This window comes from Streptomyces viridochromogenes, assembly GCF_001270495.1.
In the GTDB taxonomy this organism is placed as follows: Bacteria; Actinomycetota; Actinomycetes; order Streptomycetales; family Streptomycetaceae; genus Streptomyces; species Streptomyces viridochromogenes_A.
In genome coordinates this window covers 1-13564 of record NZ_LGUR01000018.1, presented here as the reverse complement: position 1 = coordinate 13564, position 13564 = coordinate 1, and the positions used below count along the sequence as shown (strand labels likewise).

The 13564-nt window shown below is 70.7% G+C and carries 15 protein-coding genes and 1 pseudogene; 7 read left to right on the top strand and 9 right to left on the bottom strand.

Translation table 11 applies throughout. From position 1 onward, the window contains the following. Positions 1-821: 821 nt before the first annotated feature. Entirely contained in the window at positions 822-2030 is a 1209-nt protein-coding gene (gene serB, locus ADK36_RS04690) for a phosphoserine phosphatase SerB (RefSeq protein WP_048587281.1), read from the top strand. A gap of 113 nt (positions 2031-2143) precedes the next feature. Here the strand turns inward: serB and ADK36_RS04685 are convergent, their stop codons facing one another. From ADK36_RS04685 to ADK36_RS04675, 4 genes are all read right to left on the bottom strand, one after another. Beyond that, positions 2144-2662 carry a SixA phosphatase family protein gene (locus ADK36_RS04685; protein WP_048587282.1) on the bottom strand — a complete coding sequence of 173 codons (519 nt, stop codon included), beginning with the start codon at positions 2660-2662 and terminating at the stop codon, positions 2144-2146. Between the two features lie 65 nt (positions 2663-2727). Continuing rightward, complete coding sequence (locus ADK36_RS04680) at positions 2728-2934, bottom strand: hypothetical protein (protein ID WP_048587283.1); 207 nt, start codon at positions 2932-2934, stop codon at positions 2728-2730. A 190-nt stretch (positions 2935-3124) separates the two neighbouring features. Beyond that, a complete protein-coding gene (locus ADK36_RS50900; RefSeq protein ID WP_107083970.1) occupies positions 3125-3241 on the bottom strand; it encodes an SGM_5486 family transporter-associated protein in 117 nt (38 codons plus the stop codon). A gap of 49 nt (positions 3242-3290) precedes the next feature. After that, complete coding sequence (locus ADK36_RS04675; RefSeq protein WP_048587284.1) at positions 3291-4586, bottom strand: CynX/NimT family MFS transporter; 1296 nt, start codon at positions 4584-4586, stop codon at positions 3291-3293. 70 nt (positions 4587-4656) lie between these two features. Between ADK36_RS04675 and ADK36_RS04670 the strand changes: the two genes are divergently transcribed. Further along, entirely contained in the window at positions 4657-5349 is a 693-nt protein-coding gene (locus ADK36_RS04670) for a FadR/GntR family transcriptional regulator (protein ID WP_048587285.1), read from the top strand. Here ADK36_RS04670 and ADK36_RS04665 read toward each other — a convergent pair. The 3 genes from ADK36_RS04665 to fabG form a co-directional block, all read right to left on the bottom strand. Continuing rightward, complete coding sequence (locus ADK36_RS04665; protein ID WP_048587286.1) at positions 5327-5683, bottom strand: hypothetical protein; 357 nt, start codon at positions 5681-5683, stop codon at positions 5327-5329. The two genes, ADK36_RS04670 and ADK36_RS04665, sit on opposite strands and share 23 nt — an antisense overlap. A 162-nt stretch (positions 5684-5845) precedes the next feature. Next, on the bottom strand, positions 5846-6613 hold the full coding sequence (gene fabI, locus ADK36_RS04660; protein ID WP_048587287.1) for an enoyl-ACP reductase FabI: 768 nt from the start codon (positions 6611-6613) through the stop codon (positions 5846-5848). A 5-nt stretch (positions 6614-6618) separates the two neighbouring features. Next, a complete protein-coding gene (fabG, locus tag ADK36_RS04655) occupies positions 6619-7323 on the bottom strand; it encodes a 3-oxoacyl-[acyl-carrier-protein] reductase (RefSeq protein WP_048587288.1) in 705 nt (234 codons plus the stop codon). A gap of 240 nt (positions 7324-7563) precedes the next feature. On the opposite strand from fabG, the gene ADK36_RS04650 reads away from it, so the two are divergent. From ADK36_RS04650 to tyrS, 3 genes are read left to right on the top strand one after another with little or no spacing between them, the layout of a single operon-like run. After that, positions 7564-9087, top strand: a complete 1524-nt coding sequence (locus ADK36_RS04650; protein ID WP_048587289.1) for a TldD/PmbA family protein — start codon at positions 7564-7566, stop codon at positions 9085-9087. Continuing rightward, the gene (locus ADK36_RS04645; protein ID WP_053196460.1) at positions 9084-10478 is read left to right on the top strand and encodes a metallopeptidase TldD-related protein; all 1395 of its coding nucleotides are present in this window, start codon (positions 9084-9086) and stop codon (positions 10476-10478) included. The genes ADK36_RS04650 and ADK36_RS04645 overlap by 4 nt, the downstream gene beginning before the upstream one ends. Positions 10479-10534: 56 nt before the next feature. Next, entirely contained in the window at positions 10535-11803 is a 1269-nt protein-coding gene (gene tyrS / locus ADK36_RS04640) for a tyrosine--tRNA ligase (protein WP_048587291.1), read from the top strand. Between the two features lie 153 nt (positions 11804-11956). On the opposite strand, the gene ADK36_RS04635 is transcribed toward tyrS, so the two are convergent. Beyond that, complete coding sequence (locus ADK36_RS04635) at positions 11957-12238, bottom strand: GlsB/YeaQ/YmgE family stress response membrane protein (RefSeq protein ID WP_048587292.1); 282 nt, start codon at positions 12236-12238, stop codon at positions 11957-11959. A 244-nt stretch (positions 12239-12482) separates the two neighbouring features. Here ADK36_RS04635 and ADK36_RS04630 point away from each other — a divergent pair, with 244 nt between their 5' ends. Continuing rightward, positions 12483-12881, top strand: a complete 399-nt coding sequence (locus ADK36_RS04630) for a DUF3099 domain-containing protein (RefSeq protein WP_048587293.1) — start codon at positions 12483-12485, stop codon at positions 12879-12881. A gap of 215 nt (positions 12882-13096) precedes the next feature. Beyond that, entirely contained in the window at positions 13097-13321 is a 225-nt protein-coding gene (locus ADK36_RS45790) for a hypothetical protein (protein ID WP_030051857.1), read from the top strand. Here ADK36_RS45790 and ADK36_RS04625 read toward each other — a convergent pair. Then, a pseudogene (locus ADK36_RS04625) lies at positions 13304-13564 on the bottom strand (GTP 3',8-cyclase MoaA); the annotation flags it as partial. The gene ADK36_RS45790 and the pseudogene ADK36_RS04625 sit on opposite strands and share 18 nt — an antisense overlap.

Below are 13564 nucleotides of genomic sequence, written 5' to 3'. Positions count from 1 at the left end.
CGGGTGGGGGGGGGGGGCGGGGGGGAAACCTGGGTATGGCGCTGTTTCTGGGGGGGGTGTGGGGCGCGGGGGGGGGGGCCGTGGGGGCGCTGCTGGCCCGCGCTACCGGGGCGGCTGGGCAGCGGGCGGCGGCGTTGGCTGTGGGTGCGGCGGGGAGCGCTGGGGCGGGTGGAACCCGAGTTTCGGGAACTGCGAGTACGGACGGCGCGGCGGGTCCTGCGGGTCCCACAGGACCTACGGCCGAGGATGCCGGGGCCTCGACGTACGCGAGCCGGTCCGGGCCGTACACGCCCGGCACTCCGTACCGGCCGCCGAACCCGGCGACGAACCCGTATCTGCGCGTGCCGGAGGACGCGCGGCCGCCCGGCGCGGCGCCGCCTCCCGGGGGTGCGCGGGCGCCCGAGGACGCTCCGGCGCGTGATGCGGGCTGGGGGCGCGACGATGCACGCCAGCCCCATCACCACCGGTCCGGCGACCCACAGGCCGCCGAGCCGCCGCCCGCCGGTGGTGACGACATGTACGGCGCCCCCACGGTCGTCCGGCCGATCGGGCCGCCGCCGAGGTCGCCCCGGCCTCCTCGGCGGCGTGGGGACCGGGCGCCGTCTGGAGCGGGCGACGGGCCACCTCCCCCTCCACCCCCTCCACCGCCTCCTCCCCCGCCACCGGGAAGGCCGGAGGGCCGTTCCTGATCCACGGGGCCAGAAGTGCGGCCGTGGCCGGAACGTAAGGCTCGCGCCACTCGACCGACACCCAGTGTTCCGTGTCCGCTAGACGGACCTCAGCGGCGGCAGGCACTGGGTGCCGGATACGGTGGAAGCACCATGAGCGCATCGCAGACCTCCGACATCCCCACCCTTCTCGTCAAGATCTTCGGGAAGGACAGGCCGGGCATCACGGCCGGCCTCTTCGACACGCTGGCCGCCTACTCCGTCGACGTGGTCGACATCGAGCAGGTCGTCACCCGTGGCCGGATCACGCTGTGCGCTCTCGTGACGCAGCCTCCGGCCGGCATGGAGGGGGATCTCCGGGCGACCGTCCACAGCTGGGCCGAGTCGATGAAGATGCAGGCGGAGATCATCTCCGGCCTGGGCGACAACCGGCCCCGCGGCCTCGGCCGGTCCCTGGTGACCGTGCTCGGGCACCCCCTCACCGCGGAGGCCACGGCCTCGATCGCCGCGAAGATCACGAAGTCGGGCGGCAACATCGACCGTATCTTCCGGCTCGCCAAGTACCCGGTGACGGCGGTGGAGTTCGCGGTGTCCGGCGTGGAGACCGAGCCGCTGCGCACCGCCCTGGTGACCGACGCGGCGGCACTGGGTGTCGACATCGCGGTCGTCGCGGCCGGGTTGCACCGGCGCGCCCAGCGCCTGGTCGTCATGGACGTGGACTCGACCCTGATCCAGGACGAGGTCATCGAGCTCTTCGCGGCGCACGCCGGCTGTGAGGACAAGGTGGCCGAGGTGACGGCGGCCGCGATGCGCGGGGAGCTGGACTTCGAGCAGTCGCTGCACGCGCGCGTGGCGCTGCTGGAAGGGCTGGACGCCTCGGTGGTGGAGAAGGTGCGCAGCGAGGTGCGGCTGACGCCGGGCGCGCGCACACTGATCCGTACGCTGAAGCGCCTCGGTTACCAAGTGGGTGTCGTCTCGGGTGGGTTCACGCAGGTCACCGATGACCTGCAGGAGCGGCTGGGGCTCGATTTCGCCCAGGCGAACACGCTGGAGATCGTCGACGGGAAGCTGACGGGCCGGGTCACCGGCGAGATCGTGGACCGGGCCGGCAAGGCTCGGCTGCTGCGCCGGTTCGCCGCGGAGGCGGGGGTGCCGCTGTCGCAGACGGTGGCGATCGGTGACGGCGCCAACGACCTGGACATGCTCAACGCGGCCGGCCTGGGGGTCGCCTTCAACGCCAAGCCGGTGGTGCGGGAGGCGGCGCACACGGCGGTGAACGTGCCGTTCCTGGACACGGTCCTGTATCTGCTGGGCGTCACCCGCGAAGAGGTCGAGACGGCGGACAGTCACGACGAGGGCTGACGATCGGCGGCGTCCGAAGCCCTGCGACCGGCCGCACGACCGTCCGCAAGTGAAGCTCTACGTGCACGGGGGCCCGGCACCACGACGGTGCCGGGCCCCTTGGTGTACGTCGGTCACTCGGAAGGGGCCCAGTAGTCGAGCAGGGTGGCCACGCCGGGTTCCAACGTCTTCCAGCTGCCGCTGAAGGAGAGGACGGCGAAGGCGGCGGCCGGGAAGCCGCGGCGGTTCATCCGCTCGCGCGCGTCGCCCTCGGCCGAACCGGAGAGGACTTCGGCGAGGCCCTGCACGCCCGGGTTGTGGCCGATCAGCAGGACGTTCTGCGCGTCGTCGGGTGTCTCGTTGAGCACGGCGATCAGCTCGCCGGGCGAGGCCTCGTAGACCCGCTCCTCGTAGATGGTTTTCGGCCGGTGCGGGAACTCGTGGACGGCGAGCTTCCAGGTCTCCCGCGTGCGGGTCGCTGTGGAGCACACGGCCAGATCGAAGGGGACGTCGGTGTCGGCCAGCCTGCGTCCGGCCTCTGCCGCGTCCATCCGGCCCCGGTCGGCGAGCGGCCGCTCGTGGTCGTTCACCTGTGGCCAGTCGGCTTTCGCATGCCGGAAGAGGACAATCCTGCGGGGTTCTGCGACGCTCATGAGATCCAGCTTCGCATGAAACACGCCACGGGGCGCAGGGAGTTGACGGGCGGCTTTGGCCATGCTCAGCGCGTGATCAGCTGCTGTATGCGCTCGAAGAGCTGCGTGATCGCGGGCTCGGCGGTCGCGGCATGCGCGTCGGACGGGTTGATGATCAGCATCAGCAGCGTGATGAAGGCGAGCGTCGGCAGGGCGAGCGCCCACCAGGGCAGCCGGATGTCCGCACGGCCCGAGGACGCCGGGTGGGGCGGGGTGTGCATGCGGGCCGACATGTCGCCTCCGTGGGGCTTCGAGTGTCCGTGTCCGCCTCTCGCGGTCACACTTCGAAGTTACGGACTCCTCGGCGTTCAACCCATCCGGTGATCCACCCAGTTGACCCTGACACTCGCCCCCTAGGGGATGGTGGTGCTGGCCCTACCATCGGCAGGACGGCAGGCGTCAGGAGCGGCGGTTCGTGCCGCCTCAGGGAGCGGCGATCGTCGCCACGATGGCGATGATCACGAAGATGGCGAAGAAGGCCCCGAAGACGAGCAGCATCTTCTTCTGGCCGTTCTGGGGGTTCGGGTCGAGCACTGGCATGCGGCAAGTCTCGCACCCACGGTCCCCCGGATGCTCGCCGGGGTGGCCCTCAGCGGGCCGCCTCTTCCTCGACCGTGCGGTTGCGTCCCGCCAGGACACCCACCGCCATCTGCGGGATCATCAGGCCGGCCATGAGCGCGATCGGCAGCCCCCAGCCGCCGCTGTGCTGGTAGAGCACGCCCACCAGGAGCGGGCCGGGGATGGAGATCAGATAGCCGGTGCTCTGCGCGAAGCCCGACAGCTGGGCCACGCCGGCGCTGCTCCTGGCCCGCATGCCGACCATGGTGAGGGCCAGCGGGAACGAGCAGTTGGAGACGCCGAGCAGCAGGGCCCAGACCCAGGCGCCGGCGACCGGCGCCAGGTACAGCCCGGCGTACCCGACGAGCCCGCAGGCGCCCAGCGCGAGCACGATCGGCCCCTGGTGGGGCAGCCTGGTGGCGAGGCGGGGGATGACGAAGGCCAGCGGCACACCCATCACCATGGTGACGGCGAGCAGCAGCCCCGCGGTGCCGGCGGGCACGCCCGCGTCCCGGAAGATCTGTGCCATCCAGCCCATCGTGATGTAGGCGCCGGTGGCCTGGAGCCCGAAGTAGACGGCGAGGGCCCAGGCGGTGCGGCTCCGGGTGATCCGCAGCGGAGGTGCCGCCACGCGCGCGTGGGTCTCCTGCGCGGAGCCGGCAGGCGCCGATCCCCGGTCCCGGACGAAGGGGATCCACGGCAGTACGGCCAACGCCGCGACGGCCGCCCACACCGCGAGCCCGGTCTGCCAACTGCCGCCCAGCACCTCGGTCATGGGCACCGTCACCGCCGCCGCGGACGCGGTACCGAGGGCGAGGGCCATCGAGTACAGGCCGGTCATGGAGCCGACCCGGTCCGGGAACCAGCGCTTGACGATGACCGGCATCAGGACGTTGCTGACCGCGATACCCATGAGGGCGAGCGCGCTGGCGGCCAGGAAGCCGGCCGTGCTGCCGACGTACGGGCGCAGGAGCAGGCCGGCGGTGATGGCGGCCATGCCGGCGCACACCACCGCGCCGGGGCCGAAGCGGCGGGCCAGCCGGGGTGCCATGACACCGAAGACGGCGAAACAGAGCGGCGGCACCGAGGTGAGCAGTCCGGCCACGCTGCCGCTCATGCCGAGCCCGTCGCGGACCTCTTCGAGGAGGGCGCCCAGGCTGGTGATGGCGGGGCGGAGGTTCAGCGCGGTCAGCACGATGCCGAGCACCAGCAGCCGCATCGTCCACGCGCGCGTGGCGGGCTGGGGGGCGGTGCGCGCGTCGGGGGTGCGTATACGCATGGACGTCACCGTCCGGGTCGTTTCCTCGCTTGCCATGAGGCCCATCATAGAATCATGGGATGATTGGTTGTCCACCTCCGGGCCGCCCAGTGCCCGTCCTCCCGTGCGAAGGTGTGCCATGCCCTTGAGCCACCCCCGCCGTTCGGCCTTGTCCGAGCAGGTCATCGCGTCGCTGCGGAACCAGATCACCTCGGGCGAATGGCCCGTCGGCGCGCGCATCCCGACGGAGCCCGAGCTGGTCGAGCAGCTCGGTGTGGCCCGCAACACGGTCCGCGAGGCCGTCCGCGCGCTCGCGCACAACGGCCTGCTGGACATCCGCCAGGGCTCCGGCACCTATGTGGTGGCCACCAGCGAGCTGGCGGGCGTCATGCACCGCCGCTTCGCCGACGCCGACCCCCGGCACATCGCCGAGCTGCGCTCCACGCTGGAGTCCGCCGCCGCGAAGCTGGCCGCCGAGCGGCGCACGGAGAAGGACCTCAAGCAGCTGGACGCGCTGTTGGTGCGGCGCGAGGAGGCGTGGGAGTCGGGCGACGCGGAGGCGTTCGTGGCGGCCGACGCGACCTTCCATCTGGCGGTGGTGGCGGCCTCCCACAACGACGTGATGACCGCGATGTACGCCGACCTGGGCGAGGTGCTGCGGGACTGGCTGCGCGAGGACGTCGGCCAGGAGCTGACACCGGAGACGCACATGGACCACGCGCGGCTCGTCGACGCGATCCGCGCGGGCGACGCGACGGCGGCCGCGGCGGAGGCGGCGAGCTATCCGTTCCTGTGCCGTCCGGGGCGCTTCAGCCCTCCTGCTGGTGGCTGACCCACACCGAGGCGACCTCTTTCCAGCAGCGCCCGGTCAGCCGCACGGTCTGCGCGGGCCCGGCGTCCACCGCGGAGCCGTCACTGTCGAGGTCCCACCAGCGCGCGCACTCGACGTGCAGGCTCACGCGGTCGGTCTCCGGATAGGGGTTGTGGCAGTACGCGGTCACGTGGGAGCCGGTGACGCGGATCCGGCACGCGGCGCCGAACAGCTCCTCGGGCTCCGCTTCCGCTTCCGCGGCGTGCACGCGTGCGTGGGCTATCGCGTCGTACGAAAGAGGCAGTACGAGAGCGACGGCGACGGTCGTTGAGGCCAGGCGGCGGGACAAGCGCACAAGGGGACCTCCTCGGCCGTGATGGGGAGGGGCTCGCGTAGTGAACGCGTACTCCAGAGTGCGCGGTCGTGGACCCGGCCCGCCCGGCCGGATAGGCCGAACGGGTGACGCCCCGCTCCCCGCGCAGGGCGGGAAACGGGGCGTCGAACGGCGTACGGGAGATCAGGCGCCGATGGCGTGCAGGCCGCCGTCCACGTGGATGATCTCGCCCGTGGTCTTCGGGAACCAGTCGCTGAGCAGGGCGACGATGCCCTTGCCGGCCGGCTCCGGGTCCTTGAGGTCCCACTCCAGCGGGGAACGCTCGTCCCAGACGGCGGCCAGGTCACTGAAGCCCGGGATGGACTTGGCGGCCATCGAGCCGATCGGGCCGGCGGAGACGAGGTTGCAGCGGATGTTCTGCTTGCCCAGGTCACGCGCCATGTAGCGGCTGGTGGCCTCCAGGGCGGCCTTGGCCGGGCCCATCCAGTCGTACTGCGGCCAGGCGTACTGCGCGTCGAAGGTGAGGCCGACGACCGAGCCGCCGTTCTGCATCAGCGGCAGGCAGGCCATGGTCAGCGACTTCAGGGAGTACGCCGACACGTGCATGGCCGTGGCGACCGACTCGAACGGCGTGTTCAGGAAGTTCCCGCCGAGCGCGTCCTGCGGGGCGAACCCGATGGAGTGCACGACGCCGTCCAGACCGCCGAGCTCCTCGCCGACGAGGTCGGCCAGGCGGCCGAGGTGCTCGTCGTTGGTGACGTCGAGCTCGATGACCTTCGTGGGCTTCGGGAGCTTCTTGGCGATGCGCTCGGTCAGCGTGGGCCGCGGGAACGCGGTCAGGATGATCTCGGCGCCCTGCTCCTGGGCCAGCTTGGCGGCGTGGAAGGCGATGGAGGACTCCATCAGCACACCGGTGATCAGGACGCGCTTGCCCTCGAGAATTCCGCTCATGGTGATCAGTGACCCATTCCCAGTCCGCCGTCAACAGGGATGACGGCTCCAGTGATGTACGAGGCGTCGTCCGAGGCGAGGAACCGCACCGTCGCGGCGATCTCCTCCGGCTGCGCGTAACGACCGAGCGGCACCTGCTTCACGATGCCCTCACGCTGCTCGTCGGTGAGCACCTGGGTCATGTCGGTGTCGACGAAGCCGGGCGCGACGACGTTGAAGGTGATGTTGCGCGAGCCCAGCTCACGGGCGAGGGAGCGCGCGAAGCCGACCAGGGCGGCCTTGGAGGCGGCGTAGTTCGCCTGGCCCGGGCCGCCGTACAGCCCGACGACCGACGAAATGAGCACCACGCGGCCCTTCTTGGCGCGCAGCATGCCGCGGTTGGCGCGCTTGACGACGCGGAAGGCGCCGGTGAGGTTGGTGTCGATGACCGAGGTGAAGTCCTCCTCGGACATGCGCATCAACAGCTGGTCCTTGGTGATGCCGGCGTTGGCGATCAGAACCTCGACCGGGCCGTGCTCGGCCTCGATCTCCTTGTAGGCCTGCTCCACCTGCTCGGTGTCGGTGATGTCGCACTTGACGGCCAGGAAGCCGGCCGGCGGCTCACCCGAGCGGTATGTGATCGCGACCTTGTCGCCGGCGTCGGCGAAAGCGCGGGCGATGGCGAGGCCGATGCCCCGGTTGCCTCCGGTGACGAGAACCGAGCGGCTCAACGGATCACCCTTTCGATAGAGGTCTGACACACCCGCCCGAACACGTGGATGGCAGGCGGCTTCCCCGAAAACCTATCGGGCCGGTCCCGTCCGGGGACATTCGGGCACCGACAGTGGCGTACGGGTGTCACTGTCGGGTCCCTACAGAAAGATGCGCACTCCAGCCGGAAACGTGTGGTCCGAGGCCCCGCCCGCGCGACATGATCGGTGCCGACAGGCCACGACAGCAGGGAGACCTCCGTGCCTCATACGATCGACGAAGCCTTTACGGCGCTTCCGCTACGCGCCCTGGCCGACGCCGCGCTCGCACGCGCGCGTGCGCTGGGCGCCGAGCACGCGGACTTCCGGTTCGAGCGGGTGCGCAGCGCGTCCTGGCGGCTGAGGGACGCCAAGGTCGCCGGGTCGTCGGACACCACCGACCTCGGGTACGCGGTGCGGGTGGTGCACGGCGGGACCTGGGGGTTCGCGTCCGGGGTGGATCTGACGCTGGACGCCGCCGCCAAGGTCGCGTCGCAGGCGGTGGCGATGGCGAAGCTGTCCGCCCAGGTGATCAAGGCCGCCGGGTCGGACGAGCGGGTGGAACTCGCCGACGAGCCCGTGCACAGCGACAGGACGTGGATCTCGTCGTACGAGATCGATCCGTTCAGCGTGCCCGACGAGGAGAAGTCGGCTCTGCTGGCGGACTGGAGCGCGCGGCTGCTGGCGGCGGACGGGGTCAACCACGTCGACGCCTCGCTGCTCACCGTCCACGAGAACAAGTTCTACGCCGACACCGCCGGGACCGTCACCACCCAGCAGCGGGTACGGCTGCACCCGCAGCTGACCGCGGTGTCGGTCGACGAGTCGAGCGGCGAGTTCGACTCCATGCGCACCATCGCGCCGCCCGTCGGGCGCGGCTGGGAGTACCTCACGGGCACCGGCTGGGACTGGGACGACGAGCTGGCGCGCATCCCCGGGCTGCTCGCCGAGAAGATGCGGGCGCCGAGCGTCGAGGCGGGCCCGTACGACCTCGTCGTCGACCCCTCCAACCTGTGGCTGACCATCCACGAGTCCATCGGCCACGCCACCGAGCTGGACCGCGCCCTCGGCTACGAGGCCGCCTACGCCGGCACCTCCTTCGCCACCTTCGACCAGATCGGCAAGCTCAGGTACGGCTCCGACCTGATGAACGTCACCGGTGACCGCACCGCCGAGCACGGCCTCGCGACCATCGGATACGACGACGAGGGCGTCGAGGGCCAGTCCTGGGACCTGGTGAAGGACGGCACCCTCGTCGGCTACCAGCTGGACCGGCGCATCGCGAAGCTGACCGGGTTCGAGCGGTCCAACGGGTGCGCGTTCGCCGACTCCCCCGGGCATGTGCCGGTGCAGCGCATGGCCAACGTGTCGCTGCAGCCGGATCCGGCCGGGATGTCCACCGAGGATCTGATCGGGAGCGTGGACCGCGGCATCTATGTCGTCGGCGACCGGTCCTGGTCGATCGACATGCAGCGCTACAACTTCCAGTTCACCGGACAGCGCTTCTTCAAGATCGAGAACGGGCGGATCACCGGCCAGCTGCGGGACGTCGCCTACCAGGCGACGACCACGGACTTCTGGGGCTCGATGGCCGCGGTAGGCGGTCCGCAGACCTACGTCCTGGGCGGCGCCTTCAACTGCGGCAAGGCCCAGCCGGGGCAGGTCGCGGCGGTCTCGCACGGCTGCCCGTCGGCCCTCTTCAAGGGAGTCAACATTCTGAACACCACGCAGGAGGCCGGTCGATGAGCGCCCGTACCAACAAGCCGCACGAGATCGTCGAGCGGGCACTGGAGCTGTCCCGGGCCGACGGGTGCGTCGTCATCGCCGACGAGCAGTCGACCGCCAATCTGCGCTGGGCGGGCAACGCGCTGACCACGAACGGTGTCACGCGCGGGCGGACGCTCACCGTCATCGCGACCGTGGACGGCAAGGAGGGCACGGCCTCGGGGGTCGTGTCGCGTTCGGCCGTCACCCCGGACGAGCTGGAGCCGCTGGTGCGGGCCGCCGAGGCCGCCGCGCGCGGCGCCGGGCCCGCCGAGGACGCACAGCCGCTGGTGACGGCCGTATCGGCCGCACCGGACTTCACGGACGCCCCGGCCGAGACCTCGTCCCACGTGTTCGCCGACTTCGCCCCGGCGCTCGGTGAGGCGTTCGCACGCGCGCGTGCGGGCGGGCGGGAGCTGTACGGCTTCGCCAACCACGAGCTGGTCTCGACGTACGTGGGCACGTCCACCGGGTTGCGACTGCGGCACGACCAGCCCAACGGCACGCTGGAACTGAACGCCAAGTCGCCGGACCGCACGCGTTCGGCGTGGGCGGGGCGTTCCACCCGGGACTTCAAGGACGTGGACCCGACCGCCCTCGACGCCGAGCTGGCCGTACGCCTCGGCTGGGCCGAGCGGCGCCTGGAGCTGCCGGCGGGCCGGTACGAGACGCTGCTGCCGCCGACCGCCGTGGCCGACCTGCTGATCTACCAGATGTGGTCGGCGTCGGGGCGGGACGCGGTCGAGGGCCGGACGGTGTTCTCCAAGCCCGGCGGCAAGACGCGCGTCGGCGAGAAGCTGAGCGAGCTGCCGCTGACGCTGCGCAGTGACCCGAACGAGCCGGGCCTGGAGTCCGCGCCCTTCGTGATCGCGCACTCCTCCGGCGGGGACCAGTCGGTGTTCGACAACGGGCTGCCGATCGCCGCCACCGAGTGGATGCGTGAGGGCGAGCTGAAGCACCTCACGACCACCCGCCACAGCGCCGGGCTGACGGGGCTGCCCGTGGCACCCGGCGCCGACAACCTGATCCTGGACGGCGGCGAGGACCGCTCGCTCGAGGAGATGGTCGCGAACACCGAGCGCGGGCTGCTGCTGACCTGCCTCTGGTACATCCGCGAGGTCGACCCGGCGACTCTGCTGCTCACCGGCCTGACCCGGGACGGTGTCTACCTCGTCGAGAACGGTGAGGTGACCGGGGAGGTCAACAACTTCAGGTTCAACGAATCGCCGGTGGGCCTGCTGGGGCGGGCCACGGAGGCGGGGCGCACGGAGAAGACCCTGCCCCGGGAGTGGAGCGACTGGTTCACCAGGGCGGCGATGCCGGCGCTGCGCGTCCCCGATTTCAACATGAGCTCTGTCAGTCAGGGCGTATAACCTCGTACTCGGCTGTCACCCGACTGCCCGAAGATCTTCAAGGAGACACGAGAACCGTGACGGACATCGTCGACGAGCTGAAGTGGCGTGGCGTGATCGCCCTGTCCACTGACGAGGACGCATTGCGCAAGGCGCTCGCGGACGGTCCCGTCACGTTCTATTGCGGTTTCGATCCGACCGCGGCCAGCCTGCACGTCGGTCACCTGGTCCAGGTCCTCACCATGCGCCGCCTCCAGCAGGCGGGCCTGCGCCCGCTGGCGCTGGTGGGCGGGGCGACGGGCCAGATCGGCGACCCGCGCCCGACGGCAGAGCGCACGCTGAACGACCCGGAGACGGTGGCGAACTGGGTGAACCGCCTGCGCGGGCAGATCGAGCCGTTCCTGTCCTTCGAGGGCGAGAACGCCGCCGTGATGGTGAACAACCTGGACTGGACGGCCGGCATGTCGGCCATCGAGTTCCTGCGGGACATCGGCAAGCATTTCCGTGTCAACAAGATGCTGACCAAGGACTCGGTCGCCCGCAGGCTCCAGTCCGAGGAGGGCATCAGCTACACGGAGTTCAGCTACCAGCTGCTCCAGGGCATGGACTTCCTGGAGCTGTACCGGCGGCACGGCTGCACGCTCCAGCAGGGCGGCAGCGACCAGTGGGGCAACCTCACGGCGGGTCTGGACCTGATCCACCGGCTGGAGCCGCACGCGAGCGTGCACGCGCTCGCGACCCCGCTGATGACCAAGGCGGACGGCACCAAGTTCGGCAAGACCGAGGGCGGTGCCATCTGGCTCGACCCGGAGATGACGACGCCGTACGCGTTCTACCAGTTCTGGCTGAACGCGGACGACCGGGACATCTCGACGTACATGCGCATCCTCTCCTTCAAGTCCCGTGCGGAGCTGGAGGAGCTGGAGAAGCAGACCGAGGAGCGTCCGCAGGCCCGTGCCGCGCAGCGTGCGCTGGCCGAGGAGCTGACGACGCTGGTGCACGGCGCCGACCAGACGGCCGCGGTGATCGCCGCGTCCCGCGCCCTCTTCGGGCAGGGCGAGCTGGCGGAGCTGGATGCCGCGACGCTGGCCGCGGCGCTGTCCGAGGTGCCTCATGTGCAGGTCTCGCAGCTGGGTACCGTCGTCGACCTCTTTGCCGAGGTCGGGCTGGTGGCCAGCAAGTCCGCCGCGCGGCGCACCGTGAAGGAGGGCGGGGCCTACGTGAACAACGTCAAGGTCGCCGGGGAGGACTCCGTCCCCGCGAAGGAGGACCTGTTGCACGGGCGGTGGCTGGTGCTGCGGCGGGGGAAGAAGAACCTGGGGGCCGTCGAGGTCACGGGCGCGTAGCGCTCCGCTGGAGGCGCCGTTTCGGGTTGCGCCGTAGGGGTGCGGTGATCTGCGGGCTGCGGCCTCGTCGTGGCTGGTCGCGCCCCGCGGCGGAGCCGCAAATCGATACAGACCCGCGCCCCTCAGGAACGTCCGCTGCAGGGCGTCGTCCAGTCACCCCCGTTGCTGTTTCCTCTTGCCCAGCGTCGACATGTACAGCATGTCCCCCGCGTACACGATGACCACCGCGGCGACGAGCTGGAAGATGTGCCGGCTCCAGTCGATGCCCCTGGTCTCCTCGACGCCGAACCCGCGGGCGACGGCGTTGCCGACGATGGCGCCCAGCATGCCGAAGATGGTGGTCAGCCAGAGGGGGCTGTGCTGCTTGCCGGGGATGAGGGCCTTCGCGATCAGGCCCAGCACGAATCCCACGATGATCGCCCACAACCAGCCCATGGCTGCCTCCTCGTACGGCTCGGGTGAGCAGTACGCCCAGTCTTGGTCCGGGCCCGGTACGCCGCATGTCGGGTACAGCCGTACGCGTTACGGCTCACAGCGTTCCCCCAGGTGGCAGGGGCCCCGGTCTCGTAGGCGGCGGAGGCGAGGCGTACCGTGGGAGATGTCCCGGCCCGGGGGCCCCGACCGGGGGCGGGCCGGTACGGGCGGGGGAGAGTCCGATGCGGGCGGATGGTGGAATGTGATGCGGAAGCTGCACGCCAGCGGCAACACCGAGGTGTTCCGGATCACCGGAGCCCGGGCGGGCCTCCAGGACGATGTACGTTCCCGGCAGCGCCGGTACATCATCTCGATGTCGGTCCGCACGGTGTCGGTGATCCTCGCGGCCACACTGTGGAACGTCGAACGGCATGTCGCGATCGTGGCGCTGGTGCTCGGGGCGATCCTGCCGTATGTCGCGGTGGTGATCGCCAACGCGGGGCGTGAGAACGCGCCATCGCTTCCGTCCACGTTCGTGAGCGCGCCGATGCGGCCGATGATCGCGCCGCCGCGTACGAATGACGGTTTCGCGGAATCGGTCCCGGAAGATGTCGCGGGCGAATCCGCGCCCGGCGGACAAAGCAAACCCCGCGACGGGGCTTGACTCCGCGGACCGGTGCCCTCCGGAAGCGGACTCCGTGCCAAGCTCAGGAAAAGCTCAGATCAATAGTGTTGTTCCGGTGCCGGGCGACGGGTTACCCGTGACATACTTCGTAGGCGCTCCGCATCCCCCGTCGGAGCGACGGACCGACGCCGGGCAGCTCCCCCCGTGGCTGCTCGGCGTCGCCTTTTTTGTGCGTACCTCTGTGAGACGAATCTGTGAGTGACACGCCTATCTGTTCCGCCAAGGGCTGCCGCGCCGACGCCGTGTGGGTGCTGGCGTGGAACAACCCGAAGATTCATACGCCGGAGCGACGGAAGACATGGCTCGCCTGCGAGGAGCATCGCGAGCACTTGTCGCAGTTTCTCGGGGTGCGGGGGTTTTTGAAGGACGTCGTCCCGCTGAAGGAGTGGGAAGAGGCCTCTTCAGCCGCCGATGGCTGACATCGGCCTGTCCGGCTGCACGAAGGACGGGTCGTCCAGGCCCGCTCCCGCCTTCTTGCCCCACATCGCCAGGCGCCAGATGCGGGCGATCTCCTCGTCGGGGGCGCCCGAGCGCAGGGCCGCTCGCAGGTCCGTCTCCTCCTGGGCGAAGAGGCAGGTGCGTACCTGGCCGTCGGCCGTCAGGCGGGTGCGGTCGCAGGCCGCGCAGAACGGGCGGGTGACGGAGGCGATGACGCCCACCAC